This is a genomic window from Allobosea sp. (genome assembly GCF_051860145.1).
Lineage (GTDB): Bacteria > Pseudomonadota > Alphaproteobacteria > Rhizobiales > Beijerinckiaceae > Allobosea.
The window spans coordinates 1-22,923 of record NZ_JBHYEM010000012.1; the positions used below are offsets into that span (position 1 = coordinate 1).

A 22,923-nucleotide genomic window follows, 5' to 3' on the forward strand; every position below is an offset into this window, starting at 1 on the left:
GCCTATTCCAATACCGGCTGGCGGCTGGCGCAGTCGGTCCTGCCGGCCCATCGCGGCATCACCTATCGCGAGGCGCTGCGGCGGCTCTTCGCCCCGCTCGGCCTGCCCTTCGTCTTCCCCGAGGACGAGAGCGAGATCGTGCCCGGCCTCGCCACCGGCTATTGGCGCGACGGCCCCGACTGGCGGCGCGGGCGCTACGGTTTCCAGTTCTCGGCCTCCGGCGGCCTCGTCGCCAGCGCCTCGGCTTTGGCGCGCTGGCTGGCGGTGCTGATGGCCGGGCGCGGGCACCTGGCGGGTCTGTTCGACCAGCTCGCCGCACCGCGCCAGTTCAGCGACGGGCGCGAGAGCGGCTACCGGCTCGGCCTCGTCAGCACGCAGCTTCTGGGCACACGGCTGGTCGGCCATGGCGGCTCGCTCACCGGCTACCGCAACCACTTTCTCCTCGCGCCGGAGCATGGCGTCGGCGCCGTGGTGCTCACCAATCGCGAGGAGGAGGCGCTCTGGCCGGCCTTGCGCGTGCTCGCCGCCCTGCTCGGAGAGGACCTCCCGGTCCCTCCGAAGGACGGGCCGCGCGGCCTGTTCGTTAGCGAGGACGGGCCGTTCTGGGCCGAGCTCGCCGGCGATTCGATCAGCGTGATGGGTGGTTATGAGCGTCTCGTCACGGGCGAGGGCGGAAAACTGCGCAGCCTGCCCTCCTATCTCGACATCACGCTCGACCACGTCGCCGAGAACGAGATCCATGGCCGGATCGGCGGCGTCGCGCGCCGCCTGGTCCGCGTGCCGTCCGCGACCCCGCTCGATCCGCGCCTGGTCGGGCGCTGGCGCGAGCGGACCTTCGGGATCGATCTCGCAGTGGCGGCCGATGGTATCGCCCAATGGCCCTGGGCTGCGCCGATCGGCACGACGACGCGCTTGACTCCGCTGCCCGGCGGGCGTGCTCTGGCCGATCTGAGCCACGGCCCCTGGCGGCACCGGCCTTGCTTGTGGCTGCAGCCGGACGGCTCGCTGCGCCTCGCCAGCCACAGGGCGCGCGTCCTGCATTTCAACCGTATCGACGACGCTGGAGACCTCCGATGATCCGATCCCGTCTTGCCGGCTTGCTGCTCTGCGCGGCTGCTTTTGCCCTGCCTTTGGGCGCGCAGGCGCAACCGGCCCCCAATCGTGTCCTGCGCGTCGCGCCGCATGCCGATCTCAAGACGCTCGATCCGGTCGCCGCCTCGATCGTCATCACCCGCATGCACGGGCTGATGATCTACGAGACGCTGTTCGCCTGGGATTCGAAGCTCCAGCCGCATCCGCAAATGGTCGAGCGCTTCTCGACCGCCCCGGACAAGCTGTCCTGGAGCTTCACCTTGCGGCCGGGCCTGAAGTTCCATGACGGTCAGCCGGTGACGACCAAGGACGTCATCGCCTCGCTGAAGCGCTGGATGGTGCGCGATACGATCGGCGGCAAGCTCGGCGAATACACGGAAGGCATGGAGGTGGTCGACGACCGCACCTTCACGCTCAAGCTGAAACGGCCGATGGCGCTGGTGCCCTTCGCACTCGGCTCGGCGGTCGGCCAGATCCCGGTGATCATGCGCGAGAGCGACGCGGCGAGCGACCCGATGAAGCCGGTCACCGAGGCGATCGGCTCCGGCCCGTTCAAGTTCAACCGCGCCGAATGGCGCAGCGGCGCCAAGGTCGTCTATGACCGCAATCCCGATTATGTCCCGCGCAGCGAGCCCGCCGACGGGCTGGCGGGCGGCCGCGTCGTCAAGGTCGACCGCGTCGAATGGGTGATCATGCCCGATCCGGCGACGGCGGCCGCCGCGCTGCAGACCGGCGAGATCGACATCTGGGAGCAGCCGAGCCAGGACCTGATCCCGATCGTCGCCGCCAATCGCGAGATCAAGGTCGAGCGCTATTCCAATCTCGCCAACCAGGTGATGCTGCGGCCGAACAGCCTCTACTCGCCCTTCGACAATCCCAAGGCCCGCCTCGCCATGGCCTATGCCACGGACCAGGCGGATTTCCTCGCCGCCGGCTTCGGTGACGAGGAATGGTGGAAGCGCTGCAACGCCTATTTCGTCTGCGGCGGGCCCAACGGCACCGAAATCGGCACCGAAGGTTATGCCAAGCCCAATCTCGATATGGCGAAGAAGCTCCTCGCCGAGAGCGGCTACAAGGGCGAGAAGCTGGTGCTGAGCTCGTCCAACGACATCGCCCCGATCGGCCGCATGGCCGAGGTTGCGGCGCAGTCGCTGAAGGCCGCCGGCTTCAATGTCGAGGTGCAGTTCGCCGACTGGGGCACGGTCACCACCCGCCAGCAGAACCGTGGCACAGTGGAGCAGGGCGGCTGGAACCTCTTCGTCACCTATGCCTCGGGCGCGACCATGCAGTCGCCGATGACGAATATCGGCACCAATATGGCCTGCGAGAAGGCCTGGGCCGGCTGGCCCTGCGACGCCGAGGCCGAGAAGCTGCGCGGCGCGGTCGTCGACGCGCCGGACGAGCCGAGCCGCAAGCTCGCCGTCGAGGCGCTGCATCGCCGGCTCGCCGAGATGCAGCCTTATCGGGTGCTCGGCCAGTTCGACCAGCCCTATGCCCGGCGCACCAATGTCTCGGGCGTCCTGCCCGCGCCGGTGATGCTGTTCTGGAACGTCGAGAAGAAATGAGCCCCGCCATGTGACGGCGCTCCCCAGGGCCATGATGGAAAGGCCGCGCCGCGAGGTGCGGCCTTTTTCATTGGCGGCCGAGTTCGCTCTTGCTTTCGTCTATGAAAATTGATTTCATGGATGGGAAGAGCGCTGCAACAGAATGGCGCCTCGTCAGGAGACGCCATTTGCAAATCGTCCTTTCCGCCTACCGGGCCCTGTTGATCGGGCTCGTGGCGGCGATCGTCGTGATCGTCTCGATCGCGGTGTTCTTTCGCTACGTCCTCAACTCGCCGCTGATCTTCAGCTTCGACCTGGCGACGGTCCTCTTCGTCTGGCTCGTCTTCCTCGGCCTCGCCCAGGCGGCGCATGAGGGCTCGCATATGGCAGTGGACCTGTTCACCGCGATGTTGCCGGAAGGCGTCGCCAGGCCGCTCGCCATCGTCGTGCGCCTGCTGATGCTCGCGATCGCGCTCTTCCTGATCGTCTATTCCTGGGATCTCGCCATGCGCACCCGCATGGAGATCGCCTCGATGCGGATCTCGATGATCTGGGTCTATCTCGCCATGCCGGTCGGCTTTGCCGTCTTCGCCGCCTACGAGGCCTGGTCGCTCGCGATGAGCGCGCTCGGCCGCCCGATCGAAAGGCAGGGCGCATGAGCCCGACCGCGCTTCTCGGCGTCTTCCTGTCGCTGACCGTCATCGGCCTGCCGATCGCCTTCGTGCTGCTCGGCACCGGCATCGCCATGACCATGGCCGACCCCGACATCCTCGAGGTCGCCTATATCCAGAACGTCATCGTCGGGACGCAGTCCTTCCCGCTGATCGCGATCCCGCTCTTCATCCTCGCCGGCGAGCTGATGAACGCCTCGGGCATCACGCGCCGCCTGATGGATTTCGCCTCGGCCCTGACCGCGCACATGATCGGCGGCCTGGCCCAGGTCAATATCGTGCTCTCGACGCTCAAGGCCGGCATGATGGGCTCGGCCAATGCCGATGCCGCGATGGACGCCAAGACGCTGGTGCCCGAGATGGTCAATCGCGGCTACAGCGCGGCCTATGCCTCGGTCGTGACCGCCGCCTCGGCGCTGATCGCGCCGATGATCCCGCCCGGCATCGGCCTCATCCTCTACGGCTTCGTCACCGACACCTCGATCGGCCAGCTCTTCATGGCGGGCATCCTGCCTGGCTTCATCATGACCGCCGCCATGATGATCATGGCGCACTGGGTCGCCAAGCGGCGCGGCTATGGCCGCGACAGCGCGCCGGTCTCGCGCCGCGAGATGTGGGGCACGTTCTTCGGCTCGCTGCCGGCGCTGCTGATGCCGGTGATCATCGTGCTCGGCATTCGCGGCGGCATCTTCACGGCGTCGGAGGCCGGCGCGGTCGCGGTCGTCTATTCGCTGATCTTCTGCGTCGTCTACCGCGAATGCTCCTGGAAGGACCTGGCCAACGCGCTCGCCTCGACCGCCAGCACGACCAGCGTGATCATGATCGTGCTCGCGGCCTCGGCGGCGCTGAGCTGGACCTTGTCCTTCGAGCAACTGCCGCAGAAGGTTGCCGAGATGCTGGTCGATTCCTCGTCGAACCAGTTCTCGCTGTTCATGATCGTCGCGGTGCTGCTGCTGATCGCCGGCATGTTCGTCGAGGGCACGGCGCTGATCCTGATCCTGGCGCCGATGTTCGCGCCGGCGGCGGCGAAGCTGAACGTCGATCCGGTCCATTTCGGCATCTTCTTCGTCTACATGATCCATCTCGGCGGCATCACCCCGCCGGTCGGGACGATCATGTTCACGACCTGCGCGATCACGCGCGTGCCGCTCCAGGACTTCGTCAAGGAATCGCTGCCCTGGCTCGTGATGCTGCTCGCCATCGCGGCGCTGATCGCGGCCGTACCCGGCACCGCGACCTGGCTCGGCTATCTCTGAGAGAAGACCAGAAGACCAACAACGACAAAACGGGAGGACTACCGATGATGTTCAAGACGATTGCGGCCTCGGCCGCATTGACCGGGCTGCTGCTCGCAGGCGCACCCGCTGAGGCCCAGCAGAAGCCGACGGTGCTGCGCTTCGGCCACATGAACTCGCCGACCCATATCGTGAACCTTGGCGGGCAGCGTCTCAAGGCGGCGATGGAGAAAGCGCAGGGCGGGCCGGTCCAGATCGACCTGTTCCCGAGCGCGCAGCTCGGCGAGAATTCGGCCGTGCTGGAGCAGCTGACGCTCGGCTCCAACATCATCACCCAGGTCGGTCCGGGCACCATCGCGCAATATGTCCCGAACTATTCGGTGATGGTGCACCCCTTCCTGTTCAAGGACTGGGCCGAGGTGAAGAAGGTCGCGGATTCCCCGCTGGTGAAGGGCTGGGAGAAGGATCTCGTCAAGCACAACATCAAGCCGCTCTGCTTCTTCAATTTCGGCACGCGCGACCTCTACACCCGCAACAAGCCGGTCAAGACGCCGGCCGATTCCGCCGGCCTGAAGATCCGCGTCCAGCCGGTCGCGATCTATACCGAGATGGTGAAGTCGATGGGCGGGCAGCCGACGCCGATGCCCTGGCCGGAGGTCTACAGCGCGCTCTCGCAGGGCGTGATCGACTCGGCCGAGGCGCCGCCCAACGCGATCATCGACCAGAAGCATTTCGAGACTGCCAAGTTCTACATGAAGACCAACCACATCCTCGACGCGGCCATGGTCGTGATGAGCCTGCGCGCCTTCAACGCGCTGAATGCCGAGCAGAAGAAGACGCTCGAGACCGAGGCCAACGCCGCCTGCGACTGGATGTCGGCCGAATCCGAGAAGGTCTATGACAGCTCGGTCGCCGAGCTCGAGAAGCGCGGCATGACCATCGTCAACGATGTCGATCGCGATGCCTTCGCCAAGGCGGCCGACTCGATCCAGAAGGCGTTCCCGACCTGGTCGCCGAACCTGGTCGCCGACATCCGCAAGCAGCTCGGGCGCTGATCCCCTAACCCCACCGTGGGAGCGCGCCGCCATGGGCGCGCTCCACAAGCACCGGAGCCTGATCGTGAGCGAAGAGGGTGACGCCGCCAGCCGTTATCGTGCGCCGGCGCTCGAAAAGGGGCTCGACATCATCGAGCTGCTGGCGAGTTCGTCGAGCAGCATGTCACTGACCGTCATCGCCAGCACGCTCGGCCGCTCGATGGGCGAGATCTACCGGATCGCGCTGGCGCTCGAGGCGCGCGGCTATATCCGCCGCGACCAGGACTCCGACCAATATGCGCTGACGCTCAAGCTGTTCGAGCTCTCGCACGAGAATCCGCCGACCAATCGCCTGCTCTCGGTCGCGCTGCCGCTGATGGAGAAGCTCGCGGCCAGTGCGCAGCAATCCTGCCACCTCGCGGTGCTGAGCGGCGCGCGCGTCCTGATCGTCGCGCAGGTCGATGCGCCGCGCCCGATGCATTACGCGGTCCGTCTTGGCGCGCAGTTCCCGCTCGCCGAGACCAGCTCCGGCGCCGTGCTGCTGGCCTATCAGCCGGAGCATCACCGACAGGCTTTGCTGGAGGCCGCGATCGCCTCGACGCCGGACCTCGCCGACGGCCTGCCCGAGCGGGTCGAGGCCGTGCTGGCCACCGGCGGCGAGCGCCGCGCCAGCCTCGTCGTCACCGGCGTGACCAACCTGACCCGCCCGGTCTTCGACCATCGCGGCAGCATCGTTGCCGCGCTGACCATTCCCTTCCTCGCCCAGACCGGCCTCTCGGTCGACGCCGATCAGGCGGAGCGCGACGTCGCCACCACAGCGGTCGGAATCTCGGCCGCGCTCGGCTGGCGCGACCCGCGCCAGGCCACCGATCCCCAAGGAGAAGCCGCATGAGCGGAGCGCTCGCAGGACTGCGCGTCCTCGATTTCAGCCACCTGTTGTTCGGGCCCTTCGCCACGCAGATGCTCGGCGATCTCGGCGCCGACGTCATCAAGGTGGAGCGGCCGGTCAGCGGCGACCTCTATCGGGACCTGCCGCCCTTCTTCAATCGCAAGGTCGGCGATTTCGAGAACCCGAGCTTTCTCGCCTGGAACCGCAACAAGCGCTCGCTCGCGGTCGATCTGAAGAACCCCGACGGCAAGAAGCTGTTGCAGGAGCTCGCCGCGACCTCCGACATCTTCGTCCAGAACTTCCGTCCGGGCGTGCTCGACCGGCTCGGCTTCGGCTATGAGGAGCTCTCGAAGCTCAATCCGCGCCTGATCTACTGCTCCGGCTCCGGCTATGGCGAGAGCGGCCCCTATCTCGAGCGGCCGGGCCAGGACCTGCTGCTGCAGGGCCTCTCCGGCATCATGTCCGTCACCGGCCGCGCCGGCGTCTCGCCGACGCCGCTCGGCGTCGCCATCGCCGACCAGCTCGGCTCCTATCACATGGTCTACGGCATCCTGGCGGCGCTCTATCACCGCGAGAAGACCGGGCGCGGCCAGAAGATCGAGGTCGATCTCTTCCGCGCCCTGATCGCCCACCAGACCCAGGAATTCGTCACGACGCTGAATACCGGCCGCGTCTTCGAGCGCCCGAATTCCGGCATCGCCCATCCCGGCATGCCGGCGCCCTTCGGCGTCTACCGGACCAGGGACGGCTTCCTCAACATCGCGATGAACCCCTTCGCGCGGCTGGTCGAGGCGCTCGAAGCGCCGGACCTCATGCGCTTCGACGATCCCGAGGCGCTGTTCGACCGGCGCGACGAGGTCCATGCCGCGATCGAGGCCGTGACCGAAACGCGCACGACCGCGGCCTGGATGGAGCGCCTGCTCTCCTTCGACCTCTGGTGCAGCGAGGTCCTGCGCCAGGAGGAGGTGCCGGACGACCCGCAGGTCAGGCACATGAACGCCTTCACCTCCTACCAGCATCCGGTGATCGGCGAGGTGAAGACGGTCAACATCCCGATCACCCTGTCCGAGACGCCCGGCAAGATCGAGCGCCACGCGCCGATGGTCGGCGAGCACACGCTGGAGGTGCTGGGCGAGCTCGGCTTCGACGCGGAGCGGATCGAGGCGCTGCGCGCCTCCGGCGCGGTCTGGGTCCATCCCCGGGCGGAGGCGGCATGAGCGCGGCTCTGACCCGGTTCGAGCGGCGCGGCGCCGTTGCGATCCTGACCTTCGCGCGTCCCGACCAGCTCAACGCCATGAACGGCGCGATGGTCGAGGAGATCGTCGCGGGCATTGCCGAGGCCGCCCGCGACGAGGCCGTCCGGGCGCTTGTCCTGCACGGGGCTGGCGGCAACTTCATGGCCGGCGCCGACGTCAAGGCCTATGCCGAGCAGAACGCCGAGGCTTTTCGCGATTTCCAGGAGAGCGCGGCGCGCGTCTATGCCGCGCTGGAGGCCCTGCCGAAGCCGGTTGTCGCCGCTATCGAGGGCTATGCGCTCGGCGGTGGTTTTGAGATCGCGCTCGCGGCCGACATGATCGTCGCCCATCCGCAGGCCAGGCTCGGCCTGCCCGAGGTCAAGCTCGGTCTCGTGCCGGGCGGCGGCGGCACGCAGCGCCTCGCCCGCAAGCTCGGCCCCAACCGGGCCGCCGAATTGCTGATGACCGGCCGCTTCGCCGAGGCCGGGGAGATGCAGGCCTGGGGCGTGGTCAACCGCGTCGCGGAGGCTGCGCTCGACGAAGCGCTCGCGCTCGCCGAGCAGATGGCCCGCTATCCGGCCGGCGCGCTCGCCGACCTGAAGCGGCTCAACCAGACCGCCTGGCAAACCAGCCTCGATGCGGGGCTCGCCGAGGAGCGCGACGCCGTCTGCGCCCTTTTCCTCACGGGGGACGGCATGCAGCGCATCCGCGATTTCGTGGCGCGCTCGGAGCGCAAGAAGGCTGAAGGGACCAAGGCGTGACGATCACCCTGGACGGGATGACCTGGGATCATCCACGCGGCCGCGCGCCGCTGGAGCGGAGCATCGAACGCTATCGCCGCGAGCGCCCCGATGTCGCGATCAGCTGGACGGCGCGCAGCCTCAAGGATTTCGGCGAGTTGCCCCTGGAGGCGCTGGCCGAGCGTTTCGACCTGATCGTCTTCGACCACCCCTTCGTCGGGCAGGCGGCGAAGCGCGGGCTCCTGGCCGATCTCACGCCGCATATCCCCGCCGACGCCATGGCCTGGCTCGATGCCGGCGCGGTCGGCCCGTCCTGGCGCTCCTATCACTGGCAGGGCGGCATCTACGGGCTGCCGATCGATGCGGCGGCGCAGGTCGCGGCCTATCGTCCGGACCTGATGGCGAGGGCGCAGCGCCAGCCGCCCGCGACCTTCGACCAGCTGCTTCAGCTCGCCCGCGACCTGCGTTCGGACGGGCTCTGGGTCGGCGTTCCGGCCGTGCCGATCGATGCGATGTGCATGGTGATCACGCTGGCCGCCAATCTGGGTCGGCCGGTGCCGACCGATAGAGCCCCGTTCCTGGAGCGCGAGTTCGGCCTCGAGGTGATCGAGCGCGTCAGGGAGCTGGTCTCGCTGAGCCATCCCGCCTCGACCCGCCTCAACCCGATCCAGATGCTCGATCTGGCGGCGACGAGCGACGAGGTCGCCTATATCCCCTACACTTTCGGCTACACGAATTACTGCCGCCCCGGCGTCGACAAGCCGCTGCGCTTCGCCGACATCGTCGCCGCGGGCAACGTTGCCAGCTGTGGCACCTTGCTCGGCGGCGCCGGCTTCGGCGTCACCACGCGCTGCCGCAACGTGGCGGAGGCGGTGCGCTACGGGCTCTGGCTCTGCGCTCCGGACTACCAGCGCACGCATTACTTCGACGATGGCGGCCAGCCCGGCATGCTCCAGGCCTGGACCGATCCGGCGCTGGATGCGCAAAGCGACGGCTTCTTCTCGGGAACGCTGCGGACCCTTAGTTCGGCATATCTGCGGCCACGTTTTGCCGGCTATGTTCCCTTCTTCGAGGAGGGGGGCCTGCGCACCAATGCCTTCCTGCGCGGGGAAAGTAGTGCCGGTGCGCTCGTCGACTGGCTGAACGACGCCTATGCGGCGGCGCTGCGCGCAAACTGAAAACAAGGACATCGGACGATGACGGCCATCCGCCTGCGCGGCATGACATGGGATCACCCGCGCGGTTATGACCCGCTGATCGCCTGTTCGGCGCTCTATCGGGAGCAGATCGGCATCGAGATCGACTGGGACAAGCGTTCGCTGCAGGATTTCGAATCCTACCCGGTCGAGGATCTGGCGCGGCGCTACGACCTGATCGTGATCGACCATCCCCATGTCGGCCAGATCGTGCGCGAGAACTGCCTGCTGCCGCTCGACCAGCCGGGGTTCGAGGCGCAAAGGCGGGCGCTGCTGGCGGATTCCGTCGGTCTTTCCTATCACAGCTATCTCTATCGCAGTCGGCTCTGGGCGCTGCCGCTCGATGCCGCGACGCAGGTCCAGGCCTGGCGGCAGGACAGGCTGGAGAGGGCGCCCGAAACCTGGGCCGAAGTGCGGGAGCAGGGCTGCAAGGGGGCGGTGGTCCTGCCGCTGCGCGCGCCGCATTCGCTGATGTGCCTGATGACGCTCGCCGCCAATCTCGGCTGGGAGCCCGGCGGCCCGAGCGAGGATTTCCTGCCGGCGTCGATCGGCGAGGAGGCGATGGCGCAGCTCGGCGAGCTGGTCGCCAATCTCGATCCGCGCTGCTTCGAGCTCGACCCCATCGCAGCGCTCGATGCGCTGGCGACGAATGACGAACTGGCCTGCTGCCCGCTGGTCTACGGCTATGCCAGCTATGCCCATGCCGGTTTCCGGCCCCGTCGCCTCGCCTTCGCCGACATACCTTGCCTCGGCTCGACCGGCCCGCTCGGCTCGGTTCTGGGCGGCACGGGGCTTGCCGTCTCGGCCCGCACAGCTTTCCCCAAAGAGGCTGTCGATTTCACCTACTGGATCACCAGCGCCGAGATCCAGGCCGGGCCCTACAGCGCCGCCGGCGGTCAGCCGGGCCATGGCGCGGCCTGGCTGGACGAGACCGTCGATCGCGCCGCCAACGGCTTCTACTCGCAGACGCGCGCCACGCTCGAAGGCGCGCTGCTGCGGCCCCGCCATGACGGCTATATGCGCTTCCAGCACGAATCGGCGCTCGCGATCGCCGCCGCACTGCGCGAGCGCGCGGCGCCGGCAGCGATCGTTGGGACGGTCAACGCCACGATGCGCGCCTGCCTGGGCGGCTGAGGCGGCGAACCGAGGCAGGTCCCGAAAAGACTGTCCAATCCAAGCCGGGCGCTTTCCCGCTAGCTGCACCCGTCTTTCGACTGGAACAGCCATGACGCCTGCGACAATGCTTCTAGCCCGCGCCGACGATGCGCCCGTGACGACCCGGTTCACGCCGGGCGGGCTCGACGAGGCCGATCCCTTTGCCGCCGGCCGCGAGATCGCCTGGAGCGGCGCCGATGGCGTCGTAGCGGGCCGCGTGACCTGGAGCGGGCGCCAGTCGGCAGCGCGCGCGACCCGGACCGAGATGATCGTGCTCCATGCCGGCCGGCTGCGGCTCGCGTCGCAGGGATCGTCGCTCGTGCTCCAGCCGGGGCAGGGCGCCGTGATCGGATCCGGAACGGTTTTCGACGCCGAGGCGGATAGTGGCACGCGCTGGGCGTTCTGCGCAGCGCCGGCGCATGATCAGGCGGCCGCCGGGCTGCACGCGCTTTCGGCGGATTCGGCGCTCACCCCGTCGGCGGCACCACCGACCGAGATGTTGATCGGCGAGGTGCCGCGCTGCCGCAGCCACAATGGTTTCACCGATGCCGCGGCGGGATTCCGGGCTGGACTCTGGGATTCGACGCCCTATCACCGGATCGCGCGGCCGCATCCGGTCCACGAGCTGATGCATCTGCTCGCGGGCAGCGTGGACCTGACGGCGGCGGACGGCGAGGTCGTGCATGTCGCGGCGGGCGACACCGCCTTCGTCGCGCGCGGCGCGGCTGGCGCCTGGCTGAGCCGGGAGCATGTCGTCAAATTCTATGCCGTTCAGAGCGGCGATTGAGGAATCCGCGCGTGCCACGTCCTGACAGAATGCCCCCTCCGGAACCGGCCCAAGGCGCGACGAAACCCGTTGCGGGGCTGACATTGCGCCCGCTCGTGTCCGCCGACATTCCGGCTGCGCATCGCCTGTCCCAGGCGGTCGGCTGGCTGCATCGGGCCGAGGACTGGGATTTCGCGCTCGGGCTCGGCCATGGCATTGCTGCGGTGGCTGACGGAGAGATCCGCGGCACCGCGTTCTGGTGGCCCTATGGCGAGGGTTACGCGACGCTGGGCCTGATCATCGTCTCGCCGCAGCATCAGGGTGCCGGCATCGGCAAGGTAATGATGCAGGCCCTGCTCGATCAGGCCGGAACCCGGACGCTGATGCTCAATGCCACTCCGCAAGGCGTGCCGCTCTATGAGAAGAACGGCTTTCGCCCCGGCGGCGAAATCCACCAGCATCAGGGCGTGCTCCCGGCATCGCCGCCGCCGGCGCTCGCCGCGCATGAGGCCATCCGCTTCGCCGCGATGCCGGACCTGCCGGTCCTCGCACGCCTCGACGCCGATGCGACCGGGCTAGAGCGCCGGCACGTGCTCGAGCGGCTGCTGCAGGTCGGCGAGGCGATCGTGCTGGAGCGGAACGGCGAGCCGGCCGGCTTTGCCGTGTTGCGCCCCTTCGGCCGCGGCCTCACGATTGGTCCCGTGGTCGCGGCGGATGAAGACGCGGCCCGGCTGCTCGTCTCTCACTGGCTGCACGAGCAGCGTGGCCAGTTCGTCCGGATCGATGTAACTGGTGGCTCCGGCCTCGGTGACTGGCTCGGCGAACGCGGCCTGCCGCGTGTCGGCGTGGTCTCCTCCATGACGCGCGGCGTGCCGCCGGCTCCCATGGGCCCGACGCGCCTCTTCGCGCTGGTCAATCAGGCGCTCGGCTAGAGCATCGGCCCGAAAAGTGGCATGCGGTTTTCGAAAAAAAAAGCCGATGCTGTAGGCCGGAGAGAGGCTGCATGACGTTCCTCTACAAGTCCGATCCCACCCGCGGGCTCGAATGGGCCCGCCTTTTCGCGCAGAAGGCGCCCGAGCTGCCGTTCCGAATCTGGCCGGATGTCGGCGATCCCGGCGAGGTCCGCTTCCTGGCCGCCTGGATGCCGCCGGCCGAGATCATGGCGACATTTCCCAATCTCGAGCTGCTCTTTTCGGTCGGCGCCGGTGTCGACCAGTTTGATTTCTCGGCCTTGCCGCAGGAATTGCCGGTGGTCCGCATGGTCGAGCCCGGCATCATCGACAGCATGGTGGAATATGCCACGCTCGCCGTGCTGGCGCTGCATCGTGATCTCGTCACCTATGCCGCGCAGCAGCGCGAGCAGGTCTGGCGGCAGATCAGGGTCCGGCCGGCCGCGCAGCGGCGCGTCGGCATCCTCGGGCTCGGCACGCTCGGCGAGGCGGTGAGCCGCAAGCTCGCCGGCTTCGGCTTTCCGGTCGCGGGCTGGAGCCGCTCGCGCCGCGCCATCGAGGGCGTCACCTGCTATGCCGGGGCCGACGAGATGAAGGCTTTTCTCGCGCGCAGCGACATCCTCGTTTGCCTCTTGCCCCTGACCGCCGAGACGCGCGGCATTCTCGGCGCCGATCTGTTCGCCATGCTGCCCGAGGGCGCCCGCCTGGCGAATTGCGGCCGCGGCGGCCATCTCGACCAGGATGCGCTCCTGTCCGCGCTCGACAGCGGGCGGATCTCGGCGGCGGTGCTCGACGTGACCGATCCCGAGCCGCTGCCGGCCGGACACCCGCTCTGGAACCATCCCCAGATCCTGGTCACGCCGCATATCGCCAGCATGACCCAGCCCGAGACCGCGGTCGACGTCGTGCTCGACAACCTGAAGCGTCATCGCGCCGGCGAGCCGCTGGTCGGGCTGGTCGATCGCGGCCGGGGCTATTGAAGGCAGGCGGCTCGCCGCTCCAAGCATGATCTGCCGCCGAAGCGGTCGAATTGCGCATGGGATACCGGCGCACGCCCTGCGTCCGCGCCAACAGATCGCCCACCTCTCTCTAGCCTGAGACCGGCAGGCGCGTTTCCGCGCCTTCGGCGCTGGAGGGCCGGCCCATGGACATGCAGCGATCTCCCGGCGGCGACGAGGCTGCTCCCGGCCGCGCGAGCCCCGGCATCAGGCTGGCCCTCGACCATATCGAGCGCAATTTCACCGAGAGCATCTATCTCGACGATCTCGCCGCTCTCGCCGGGCTCAGCGTCTGCCGCTTCGTTACGGTCTTTCGCCGCCAGGTCGGGCTGACGCCGCATCGCTTCATTTGCCACCGCCGCATCCGCTACGCCAAGGCGCTGCTGCGCGAGGGCACGCCGCTCGCCATGGTGGCGATGGAGGCCGGCTTCTTCGATCAGAGCCACCTCTCCCGCCACTTCAAGAACCTGTGCGGCATCACGCCCGGCCGTTATCTCCATGAGCTGCGCCACCAGTCGCCGGGAGATCCCGGCAGGCGCGGCTATGCCTCCGCCATCATCGCCTGATCCTTCGCCTTCCACGCCAGCCAAGAGCCTGCCATGACCGTGAACTCCCTCGAAGCGCTGGACCGCCGGCACTGGGTGCACCCTGTCGCCTCCTGGGCCGGGCACGAGAAGTGCGGCGTCACCGTGCTTAAATCGGCGCGCGGCGCCTTCGTCACCGACGCGAGCGGGCACGAGCTGATCGACGGTTTCGCCGGGCTCTGGTGCGTCAATGTCGGCTATGGCCATGACAGCATCGTCGAGGCCGCAGCCGCCCAGATGCGCGAGCTACCTTACGCCACCGGCTATTTCAGTTTCGGCAGCGAGCCGGCGATCCGGCTCGCGGCGCGGCTCGGCGAACTCACGCCCGGAGACCTCAACCACATCTATTTCTCGCTCGGCGGCTCGGACGCGGTCGACAGCGCGCTCAGGCTGATCCGCTACTATTACAACGTCACCGGGCGGCCGGCGAAGAAGCAGATCATCTCGCTGGAGCGCGGCTATCACGGCTCGAGCTCGACCGGCGCGGGCGTCACCGCGCTGCCGGCCTTCCATCTCCATTTCGATCTGCCGGCCGAGGGCCAGCACTACATCCCCTCGCCCTATCCCTATCGCAACCCGGCCGGTTCCGATGCCGACGCCGTCATCGCCGCCAGCGTCGCCGCCTTGCGCGCCAAGGTCGCCGAACTCGGCGCCGACACCGTCGCGGCCTTCTTCTGCGAGCCGGTGCAGGGCTCTGGCGGCGTCGTGGTGCCGCCGCGCGGCTGGCTCAGGGCGATGCGCGAGACGGCGCGCGAGCTCGACATCCTCTTCGTCGCCGACGAGGTCATCACCGGCTTCGGGCGGACCGGGCCGATGTTCGCCTGCGAGGCCGAAGAGGTCGTGCCGGACATGATGAGCATGGCCAAGGGCCTGACCTCCGGCTATGCGCCGCTCGGCGCGCTTGCGATCAGCGAGCGCATCTATCGCGCCATCGCCGACAACGCCCCGCCCGGCGCGCCGATCGGTCATGGCTACACCTATTCCGGGCATCCGGTCAGCGCCGCCGTCGGGCTCGAGGTGCTGCGCCTCTATACGGAAGGAGGCATCCTCGCCAACGGCCAGCGCGCCGGTGCGCATTTCGAGGAGCGGCTCGCGGAACTCTCTAGCCACCCGCTGGTCGGTGAGGTTCGGGCGCGCGGCCTGTTGGCGGGTGTCGAGCTGGTCGCCGACAAGGCCAGCAAGGATAAATTCCCGCGCGAGGCGAAGCTCGCCGATCATCTCTTCGCGCGCGGCTACGCCAATGGCGTGATCTTCCGCGCCTTTGCCGATGATATCATCGGGCTCGCGCCGCCGCTTTGCTGCAGCGAAAGCGAGATCGACCTCGTCGTCGAGCGCCTCGAGAAGACGCTCGACGACGTGCTGGCTTTGCCCGAGGTCAGGGCGGGCCTGCGTTGACCGCCCCCGGTTCGGCATGATCCTCGCTTGGGCGATGCGGTCGTGATCGGCTAAGCTTCATTCGCGGGCTCCCGGGCTCGGCCGTCATCGTCTCTTTTCAGAGGTTTCGCCGTGACCCCGGGCCCGCGTCTCGACCGCATCGACATGAAGATCCTGGTCGAGCTGCAGAAGAACGGCAGGATCACCAATGTGAACCTGGCCGACGCCGTCGGCCTGTCGCCGAGCCCCTGCCTGCTGCGCGTCAAGCGGCTGGAGCAGGCCGGCTACATTGCCGGTTATGGCGCGACGATCAGCCTGCCCAAGCTCGGCGAGACGATCACCGTCTTCACGGAGATCACCCTGACCGACCACACCAAGGAATATTTCATCCGCTTCGAGACGGCGCTGAAGCGCGTCGAGGAGGTGGTGGAGTGCCATCTGGTCAGCGGCGGCTACGACTATCTCGTCAAGTTCGTGACGCGCGGCCTCACCCATTACCAGTCGCTGATCGAGGACATGCTCGACCGCAATATCGGGATCTCGAAATATTTCAGCTACATCGTAATCAAGTCGCCGATCCAGAAATCGGAATATCCGCTGCGCACGCTGTTCGACGTCTGAGAAGCGCTTCAGCCGAGCGCCTGGGTGACCAGCCCGAAGATGCGGGCCGGACCCTTCGGCCGATGATGCTTGCCCTTCACCATGGTCTCGACGGTGTCGAAGGCCGGCATGCCGGCATTCTCGAGGTACTGCCCGAACGCCCCTTCCTCGAAGGCGGTGTCGACCCGCAGGAAGGTTCCGGCATGCTCCTCGACATGCGGCGCCACGAGTGCGATCGCCATCTCGTCATCCTCGGCGACGATCGGGCCGACCACCGTGCCGCGGCCGAAAGGCCGCGCCAGCGCGAAGCCGACAATCTTGTCCGCGCGTTCGTAGACGACGCCGGAGGAGCGCGCGAGCAGCGCCGCGATCACCCGGCTGCGATCGGCGCCATAGGCGGCGCGGTCGAGCTCCGTGATCCGTCCGTGATCGCCCTCGATCAGCGGCCTGACATGGGCGCGGCCGGCGACTTCGTCGATCGGCACGATCGCCCGGCCCTGATGCTGGAAGATGCGGCCTATCGGCTCGAAATCGAGCGAGCGGTAGAGCCGGTAGCCCGCCGCCGTCGAGTTCAGCCGCAGGTCGCGACTGCCGACGCGCGCGAAGATCGTATCCATCAGCCGCCGTCCGGCGCCCTGCGCCTGGAGCCGCGGCGAGATGATCACCATGCCGACGGTGGCGAAGCGATCGCCAAACGGCCACCACATCGCCGAGCCGAGCGCGCGGCCGATCTCGTCGCAGGCGACGAAGCCTTCGCCGAGCCCGAAGATCAGGCGCCAGTCGTCGGGGCGGTGCGGCCAGCCGACCTCGACCGAGAGCTGATGCGCCTGCGGCAGGTCCGCCTCGGTCATCGGCCTGATCGTGAAGCCCTGGTGGTCGAGCTGTCGCCTGAGCGCCCTGTGCCGCACGGATAACGTCCTTTCGCAGGAAAGCTATAGCCGCGCCGAGATAGTTTGAGAACGGCTAAATTCATACAATACGACAGTCGAAAAAGATGACATGCTGAAGGTTGCCGCTCCAGCCGTGTCTTTCAGGGCTCTTCTGGACGAGAGTTGCTTATGTTCGCTGTCCTGTACCCGCTCATGGGCCGGAAGTTCCGCGTCGAGTTCATGTTGCAATGCGCAAATCCGACAAGCTCGCACGAATCGTGAAGTGAAGCGCTCGATGAAGATGGATTCATACTGGCTCGATACTGCGCCGCGACTGCAGACAGGGCAGGCCGGCCCGGTCGCCGGCAAGGCCGATATCGTCATCGTCGGCGGCGGCTTCACCGGCTTGTCCGCGGCGCTCGCGCTCAGCCGGCAGGGCGCGGACGTCGTCGTGCTGGAAGCAGGCCGCGTGACCGGCGAAGCATCCGGCCGCAATGGCGGGCATTGCAATAACGGGCTGGCGCATGATCTCGGCGGGCTCGCCGCGACGATCGGGCTGGAGCGGGCCGTCGCGCTCTATCGCGCCTTCGATGCCGGCGTCGACCGCGTCGAGGCGCTGGTGCGCGAGGAGGGGATCGACTGCGATTTCAGCCGCACCGGCAAGATCAAGCTCGCCGCCAAGCCCGCGCATTATGCCAAGCTCGCCAAGAGCGCCGAGATCCTGGCGCGCGAGGTCGAGCCCGATCTCGAACTCGTGCCGCCGGAGGAGATGCGCCGGGAGATCGGCTCTGACAAACTCTATGGCGGCCTCGTCTTCCCGCGCAGCGCGCATATGCATATGGGCCGCTTCGGTGTCGGCCTCGCCGAGGCCGCGGCGCGCCATGGCGCCGGCATCTTCGAGCAGGCGCCGGTCACGACGTTGAAACGGCTCGGCGGCCATCGTCATCTGGTCACGACCGGGTGCGGCATGATCGAGGCCGGTCAGGTCCTGCTCGCCACCGGCGCCTCGCAGCATGGCCCTTTCGGCTGGCTTCGTCGCCGCATCGTCCCGGTCGGCAGCTTCATCATCGCCACCGCGCCGCTCTCGGCCGAGCTTGCCGCCTCGGTCCTGCCGAAGCGGCGGACCGCCACGACGACGATGAATATTGGCAACTATTTCCGGCTGACACCGGACAACCGGCTGATCTTCGGCGGGCGAGCCCGCTTCGCGCTCTCCAGCCCACGCTCCGACGCCAAGAGCGGCGCAATCCTGGAAGCGCGCATGCTCGAGCTCTTCCCGCAGCTCACTGGGACGCCGATCGATTATTGCTGGGGCGGGCTGGTCGACATGACCGCCGACAGGCTGCCGCGCGCCGGCGAGCGCGACGGGCTGTTCTACGCGCTCGGCTATAGCGGCCATGGCACGCAGATGTCCGTCCTGATGGGGCATGCCATGGCGAAGGTCATGACCGGCGAGCCGGCGGCCAATCCGCTGGCCGGCCTCGACTGGCCGGCGGTCCCGGGCCATCTCGGCCCGCCCTGGTTCCTGCCCTTCGTCGGCGCCTATTACCGTTTTCAGGACTGGCGGCACTGACGGCCTCAGCCCGGCGCTGCAATGTCGATCAGCACGCTCTTGTGGCGCAGATTGGCCTCGACGGCCTGGCGGCCGAGATCCTTGCCGATGCCCGAGCTCTTGTAGCCGCCCGTCGGCAGGATGAAGTCGAGCGTGCGGCTGTAGCGGTTGATCCAGACCGTGCCCGCCTTGATCTCGCGCACCGCCCGCAGCGCCCGGCCGAGATCGGCGGTATAGACGCCCGCCGCCAGCCCGTAATCCGGATGATCGGCGAGCGCGAAGCCTTCCTCCTCGCTCTCGAAATCCTGCACCGTCAGCACCGGCCCGAATATCTCCTCGCGGATTGCCGCGTTGTCGGCCGCGAGGCCGGCGAGGATCGTCGGCTGGTAGAAGGCCCCGCCGAGCCCTTCGATGCGGCCGCCGCCGAGCAGGATCTCGGCGCCTTGCGACCGGCTGCGGGCAAGGATCGCGTCGATACGGGCAGCCTGCGGCTCGGAAATGATCGGCGCGAAATTCGTCGCCTCCCGCCAGGTCGGCCCCGGCCTGATCGGCGCGAGGCGCGCGGCGAGCTTGTCGAGCAGCGCGTCGCGGACCGGCCGCTGCACGATCAGGCGCGAGCCGGCGACGCAGGCCTGGCCGGCATTGGCGAGCAGCGAGCCGGCGATGCAATCGGCGACCTTCCCGAGATCGGCCGCATCAGTGAAGACGAGCTGCGGGCTCTTGCCGCCGAGCTCCAGCGTGACCGGCCTGATCCCCGACTGCGCGGCCGCGGTCATGATCGCAGCGCCGGTCCGGGTCGAGCCGGTGAAGGAGAGCTTGCCGATGCCGGGATGGCGGGCGAGCGCGTCGCCGGTGACGGCTCCCGTCCCCTGCACGACGTTGAAGATGCCGGCCGGGATGCCGGCCTCGACCGCGAGCTCGGCCAGCCTGACGGTCGAGAACGGCGTCAGCTCGGACGGCTTCAGCACGATCGCATTGCCGGCGGCGAGCGCCGGCCCGACCTTCCAGGACGCCATGCTGAGCGGAAAATTCCAGGGCGTGATCGCGCCGACCACGCCATAGGGCTCGGAGACGATCATGCCGAAATGATCGCTGCGCGTCGCCACGACCTCGCCGCCGAGCTTGTCGGCCCATTCGGCGAAGAAGCGGATGCCTTCGGCCGTGCCCGCGACGTCGCCGGCGATGGCCTGCGCGATCGGCCGCGTCGAGCCGAGCGCCTCAAGCCGGCCGAGCTCCTCGGCCCGTTCCTCGATCAGCTCGGCCCAGCGCCGCATGGCGCGGGCGCGCTCGCGCGGCGGCCGGCTCGCCCAGCCGCTGCGCCTGACGGCGGCCGCCGCATCGCAGACGGCGCGGTCGACCGTCTCGGCGCAGGCGACAGGCAGTTCGGCATAGACCTGCGCGTCGGACGGGCGTGCGACGGCGATCCGCTCGCCGGGCGCCTCGACGGTGGCCCCCGCGATATAGTGGCCGGCGGCGAAACGGATTTCGGCGGGATCGAAATCGCGCATGGCCTCAGAGCCCGAGCAGGCCCGGCAATTCGCCGATGCTCCTGATCTCCTGATAGCCATAGGCGGGGATGCCCGGCTCGTGGTCGCGGTTGACGAAGACGCGCTGGCCGATCTTCAGGTCATGGGCGCTCATCAGGTCGTAGCGCAGGCTGGAGGAGCAGTGCATGACCTCCTCCGGCCCGCAGCCCAGCATGTCGAACATGTATTCGAAGGCCTGCAGGCGTGGCTTGTAGGCCTGTGCTTCCTGCGCCGTATAGGCGGCATGGAAGGGCGCGCCGAGCTTGGCGACCGAATGCGGGATCAGGTCGGTCATCGAGTTGGAGAGGATGACGAGGGGAATTTCCTTCGCCACCTTGGCGAGCCCGGCCGGCACGTCCGGATGCGGGCTCCAGCTGGGGATCTCGTCATAGATCGCCTGCGCGTCGGCCGGGTCGAAGGCGATGTTCCAGGCCTTGCAGCTGCGCTCGACGGCATTGTGGACGACTTCGTCGAACGGCTTCCAGGCGCCGAGCACTTCGTCGAGGCGGAAGCCCCGGAAGCTCTCGCAGAACCCATCCATGACCTCCGAAGTGAGCCGTGCGCCATAGACCCGCCGCGCTGCCGGCGCCATCTCGAAATCGATCAAGGTGCCGTAGCAGTCGAAGGTCACGTATTTGGGACGGAAGCCGGTCATGGTTTTCGCTCGCCAGGTTGGGCGGAGACGATCCGCCGATCGCCTCAGATTAAGGTGCCTCCGCGCGTGCGGAGCCGGAATCGCGCCCGCTGCGGCACAGAATCTGCCGATCGTGCCGCCCGGCTCGGCATGGATTGCCGTGACGGCAGCTCTCAATCCTGACAGGCGCTGTCGCGCCGGGCCTGTGCCGGCCGGCCGAAACCCGGCATAGCTGGGACCGGCCAAGTCTGAAGGAGGCAAGCATGCCCGATCGAGCCCGCGTCGAGGCTTTCGTTGCTGCGGTGGAGGGCGGCGACCATGTCGCCGCGATCCGCGATTTCTACCATGAGGACGCCTCGATGCAGGAGAACGCCGGCGAACCGCGGCGCGGCCGCGAGGCGCTGATGGCGCATGAGGCGCGGGCGCTGGCCCGGCTCAAGCGCATGCACACCCATCCGCCGCGCGCGGTGCTGGTGGATGGCGACCATGTCGTGATCCGCTGGATCTTCGACGCCACCGACCAGCAGGGCGTCACCCGGCGCCTCGAGGAACTCGCCTTCCAGCGCTGGGATGGTGACCGCGTCGCCGAGGAACGCTTCTTCTACGATAGGGCGACGGCCTGGCAGGTGGTCGAGGCGGGTTCCTAGAACTCGCCGATCTCACCCGGCTTCGAGCCGTCGACGAGCCGCGCATGCCGGAACGGGCGTGGATCGACGATCGGCTCAGCGCCGGAGATCAGGTCGGCCGCGAGGTGCCCCGCCGCCGGGCCGATGCCGAAGCCATGGCCGCTGAAGCCGGCTGCGAGGAAGAAGCCCGGCAGCGCCGCCACCGGTGAGATCACCGGAACCGCATCTGGCGTGCTGTCGATATAGGCGCCCCAGCTCTCGGCGACCTCGACGCTTTGCAGCGCCGGGAACAGGGCCCGCGCGCGGGCCAGCGTGAGCGCGACGGCGCGGGCGTTCGGCTCGGGGTCAAGCACCCGGATGCGTTCGAAGGGCGAGACCTCGTCCATGCCCCAGCTCCCGAGGGCCTCCGGCCCCGAAACGAACGACCGCCCGATGCCGAGCTCGACGGCCTTCAGCCGCTTCACGAACATCGGCAGGAACTGGCGCGCATAGCGCAGACCTTGCGGCGTCACCTCCAGCGTCGCCTTGCCGCTGATCGCCAGCGTGTAGCTGCCGTCGAGCCGGCGGGTCAGCGCGCAGTCCGGCGTGTAGAGCGCCTCGGTCAGGTTGGGCGCCGGCTTCGTGCGCAGGATGGTCGAGCGCACGCTCGCTTGCGGGAACGGGACGCCGTGGCGGCGGCAGAAGGCCGAGGCCCAGGCGCCGCCCGAGCACAGCACGGCGCCGGCCCGGGTCAGGCCCTTTTCGGTGATCACGCCGCTGACCGCGCCATTGCTGATGTCGAGACCGCGCGCCGCGCAGCCCTGCAGGATGGTCGCGCCGTTCAGCCGCGCGCCATGGGCGAGCGCCGGCGCGGTGAGGGCTGGCTCCGCCTTGCCGTCGCTGAGCGAATGCACGCCGCCGAGCCATTGCCGGCCGGAGGAGGAGGTCAGGGCCGAGGTTTCCGCCCCGCTCAGCATCTTCGTCTCGACGCCGAACTGCTTTGCCGTCTCGCGCCAGCGCTCCCATTGCGCGATCTGGGCCGCGTCGTTGCTGGCATAGAGCAGGCCCGTGCGCCTGAAGCCGAGATCGCGGCCGATCTCGCCGCCGAGCCGGTCCCAGAGCTCGAGCCCGCGCATGGCGAGTGGCAGCTCGCGCGCGTCGCGGTTCTGCTGGCGGCACCAGCCCCAGTTGCGGCTCGACTGCTCGCCGCCGATCACGCCCTTCTCGACGAGCGCGATCGAAAGGCCCCGCTTGGCGAGGAAATAAGCCGCGGCGCTGCCGACGATGCCGCCGCCGATCACGGCGACGTCGACGCGCTCCGGCAGCCTGTCGTCGCTCGCGATCCGCTCGAGTCTGGGAGACATGCTGAACCCGTCCTGCCGGTTGCCTGGAGCGGCCGTGGCTAGCGCGAAACGCCGTCGGATGGATTGGATTTTCTTTCCTCGCCGGCGTGCCGGCAGTGGTTCGGGCGTGTCGAGGCGCGACACGTGGGCACGGCAGCCTATGCCGGGCCGGCTGCTCTAATCGGCAGATTCTATTTCGGCCGCTGCGGGGATCGGCAGTCCATCGGCTGACGCCGGCTCGTAGGATCGAAGCCCGAGGCGGATGATCGCTGGGACGCTGGCGGGGGAGCCGGCTCCGCATCGCGGCCATTGCCGAGCGCTGTCCAAAGGA

Annotated in this window: 22 protein-coding genes; 18 read left to right on the forward strand and 4 right to left on the reverse strand. The window is 68.3% G+C overall.

The genetic code is table 11. The annotated features are described in order from the left end of the window. From ACTIF2_RS18460 to ACTIF2_RS18535, 16 genes are all read left to right on the forward strand, one after another. Nucleotides 1–1,077 (forward strand): serine hydrolase domain-containing protein (locus ACTIF2_RS18460; protein WP_439498568.1); only part of this gene is annotated, 1,077 nt, incomplete at its 5' end. Next, complete coding sequence (locus tag ACTIF2_RS18465; RefSeq protein WP_439498569.1) at nt 1,074–2,657, forward strand: ABC transporter substrate-binding protein; 1,584 nt, start codon at nt 1,074–1,076, stop codon at nt 2,655–2,657. The genes ACTIF2_RS18460 and ACTIF2_RS18465, both read left to right, overlap by 4 nt. A gap of 167 nt (nt 2,658–2,824) precedes the next feature. Then, nucleotides 2,825–3,295 (forward strand): TRAP transporter small permease, encoded by a 471-nt coding sequence (locus ACTIF2_RS18470; RefSeq protein ID WP_439498570.1) that lies wholly within the window; start codon nt 2,825–2,827, stop codon nt 3,293–3,295. Then, nucleotides 3,292–4,563, forward strand: a complete 1,272-nt coding sequence (locus ACTIF2_RS18475; protein ID WP_439498571.1) for a TRAP transporter large permease — start codon at nt 3,292–3,294, stop codon at nt 4,561–4,563. The genes ACTIF2_RS18470 and ACTIF2_RS18475 overlap by 4 nt, the downstream gene beginning before the upstream one ends. Nucleotides 4,564–4,607: 44 nt before the next feature. Then, entirely contained in the window at nt 4,608–5,597 is a 990-nt protein-coding gene (dctP, locus tag ACTIF2_RS18480; RefSeq protein ID WP_439498572.1) for a TRAP transporter substrate-binding protein DctP, read from the forward strand. Nucleotides 5,598–5,661: 64 nt separating this feature from the next. Then, complete coding sequence (locus ACTIF2_RS18485; protein WP_439498573.1) at nt 5,662–6,468, forward strand: IclR family transcriptional regulator; 807 nt, start codon at nt 5,662–5,664, stop codon at nt 6,466–6,468. Then, the gene (locus tag ACTIF2_RS18490; RefSeq protein WP_439498574.1) at nt 6,465–7,682 is read left to right on the forward strand and encodes a CaiB/BaiF CoA transferase family protein; all 1,218 of its coding nucleotides are present in this window, start codon (nt 6,465–6,467) and stop codon (nt 7,680–7,682) included. Before ACTIF2_RS18485 ends, ACTIF2_RS18490 begins: the two co-directional genes overlap by 4 nt. Next, complete coding sequence (locus tag ACTIF2_RS18495; RefSeq protein WP_439498575.1) at nt 7,679–8,461, forward strand: enoyl-CoA hydratase/isomerase family protein; 783 nt, start codon at nt 7,679–7,681, stop codon at nt 8,459–8,461. Before ACTIF2_RS18490 ends, ACTIF2_RS18495 begins: the two co-directional genes overlap by 4 nt. Further along, nucleotides 8,458–9,618 carry an ABC transporter substrate-binding protein gene (locus ACTIF2_RS18500; RefSeq protein ID WP_439498576.1) on the forward strand — a complete coding sequence of 387 codons (1,161 nt, stop codon included), beginning with the start codon at nt 8,458–8,460 and terminating at the stop codon, nt 9,616–9,618. Before ACTIF2_RS18495 ends, ACTIF2_RS18500 begins: the two co-directional genes overlap by 4 nt. Nucleotides 9,619–9,636: 18 nt before the next feature. Then, on the forward strand, nt 9,637–10,770 hold the full coding sequence (locus tag ACTIF2_RS18505; protein ID WP_439498577.1) for an extracellular solute-binding protein: 1,134 nt from the start codon (nt 9,637–9,639) through the stop codon (nt 10,768–10,770). 91 nt (nt 10,771–10,861) lie between these two features. Then, the gene (locus ACTIF2_RS18510) at nt 10,862–11,578 is read left to right on the forward strand and encodes a cupin domain-containing protein (RefSeq protein WP_439498578.1); all 717 of its coding nucleotides are present in this window, start codon (nt 10,862–10,864) and stop codon (nt 11,576–11,578) included. Between the two features lie 95 nt (nt 11,579–11,673). After that, a complete protein-coding gene (locus ACTIF2_RS18515; RefSeq protein ID WP_439498579.1) occupies nt 11,674–12,489 on the forward strand; it encodes a GNAT family N-acetyltransferase in 816 nt (271 codons plus the stop codon). A 71-nt stretch (nt 12,490–12,560) separates the two neighbouring features. After that, entirely contained in the window at nt 12,561–13,487 is a 927-nt protein-coding gene (locus ACTIF2_RS18520) for a 2-hydroxyacid dehydrogenase (protein WP_439498580.1), read from the forward strand. Nucleotides 13,488–13,651: 164 nt separating this feature from the next. Further along, nucleotides 13,652–14,071 carry a helix-turn-helix domain-containing protein gene (locus ACTIF2_RS18525; RefSeq protein ID WP_439498581.1) on the forward strand — a complete coding sequence of 140 codons (420 nt, stop codon included), beginning with the start codon at nt 13,652–13,654 and terminating at the stop codon, nt 14,069–14,071. A gap of 33 nt (nt 14,072–14,104) precedes the next feature. After that, nucleotides 14,105–15,484 carry an aminotransferase class III-fold pyridoxal phosphate-dependent enzyme gene (locus ACTIF2_RS18530; protein WP_439498582.1) on the forward strand — a complete coding sequence of 460 codons (1,380 nt, stop codon included), beginning with the start codon at nt 14,105–14,107 and terminating at the stop codon, nt 15,482–15,484. A gap of 111 nt (nt 15,485–15,595) precedes the next feature. Then, complete coding sequence (locus ACTIF2_RS18535) at nt 15,596–16,084, forward strand: Lrp/AsnC family transcriptional regulator (protein WP_439498583.1); 489 nt, start codon at nt 15,596–15,598, stop codon at nt 16,082–16,084. A gap of 8 nt (nt 16,085–16,092) precedes the next feature. Here the strand turns inward: ACTIF2_RS18535 and ACTIF2_RS18540 are convergent, their stop codons facing one another. Continuing rightward, on the reverse strand, nt 16,093–16,971 hold the full coding sequence (locus ACTIF2_RS18540) for a GNAT family N-acetyltransferase (protein WP_439498584.1): 879 nt from the start codon (nt 16,969–16,971) through the stop codon (nt 16,093–16,095). 256 nt (nt 16,972–17,227) lie between these two features. On the opposite strand from ACTIF2_RS18540, the gene ACTIF2_RS18545 reads away from it, so the two are divergent. Then, the gene (locus ACTIF2_RS18545) at nt 17,228–18,505 is read left to right on the forward strand and encodes an NAD(P)/FAD-dependent oxidoreductase (RefSeq protein ID WP_439498585.1); all 1,278 of its coding nucleotides are present in this window, start codon (nt 17,228–17,230) and stop codon (nt 18,503–18,505) included. Nucleotides 18,506–18,510: 5 nt separating this feature from the next. On the opposite strand, the gene ACTIF2_RS18550 is transcribed toward ACTIF2_RS18545, so the two are convergent. Together ACTIF2_RS18550 and ACTIF2_RS18555 are read right to left on the reverse strand one after the other, a co-directional pair. Continuing rightward, complete coding sequence (locus ACTIF2_RS18550; protein ID WP_439498586.1) at nt 18,511–19,992, reverse strand: aldehyde dehydrogenase family protein; 1,482 nt, start codon at nt 19,990–19,992, stop codon at nt 18,511–18,513. A gap of 4 nt (nt 19,993–19,996) precedes the next feature. Then, entirely contained in the window at nt 19,997–20,665 is a 669-nt protein-coding gene (locus tag ACTIF2_RS18555) for a haloacid dehalogenase type II (RefSeq protein ID WP_439498587.1), read from the reverse strand. A 242-nt stretch (nt 20,666–20,907) separates the two neighbouring features. Here ACTIF2_RS18555 and ACTIF2_RS18560 point away from each other — a divergent pair, with 242 nt between their 5' ends. Next, nucleotides 20,908–21,291: a nuclear transport factor 2 family protein gene (locus ACTIF2_RS18560; RefSeq protein WP_439498588.1), complete on the forward strand. Its 384-nt coding sequence runs from the start codon at nt 20,908–20,910 to the stop codon at nt 21,289–21,291. On the opposite strand, the gene ACTIF2_RS18565 is transcribed toward ACTIF2_RS18560, so the two are convergent. Further along, on the reverse strand, nt 21,288–22,613 hold the full coding sequence (locus tag ACTIF2_RS18565; RefSeq protein ID WP_439498589.1) for an NAD(P)/FAD-dependent oxidoreductase: 1,326 nt from the start codon (nt 22,611–22,613) through the stop codon (nt 21,288–21,290). The genes ACTIF2_RS18560 and ACTIF2_RS18565 overlap by 4 nt on opposite strands. Nucleotides 22,614–22,923: the final 310 nt, after the last annotated feature.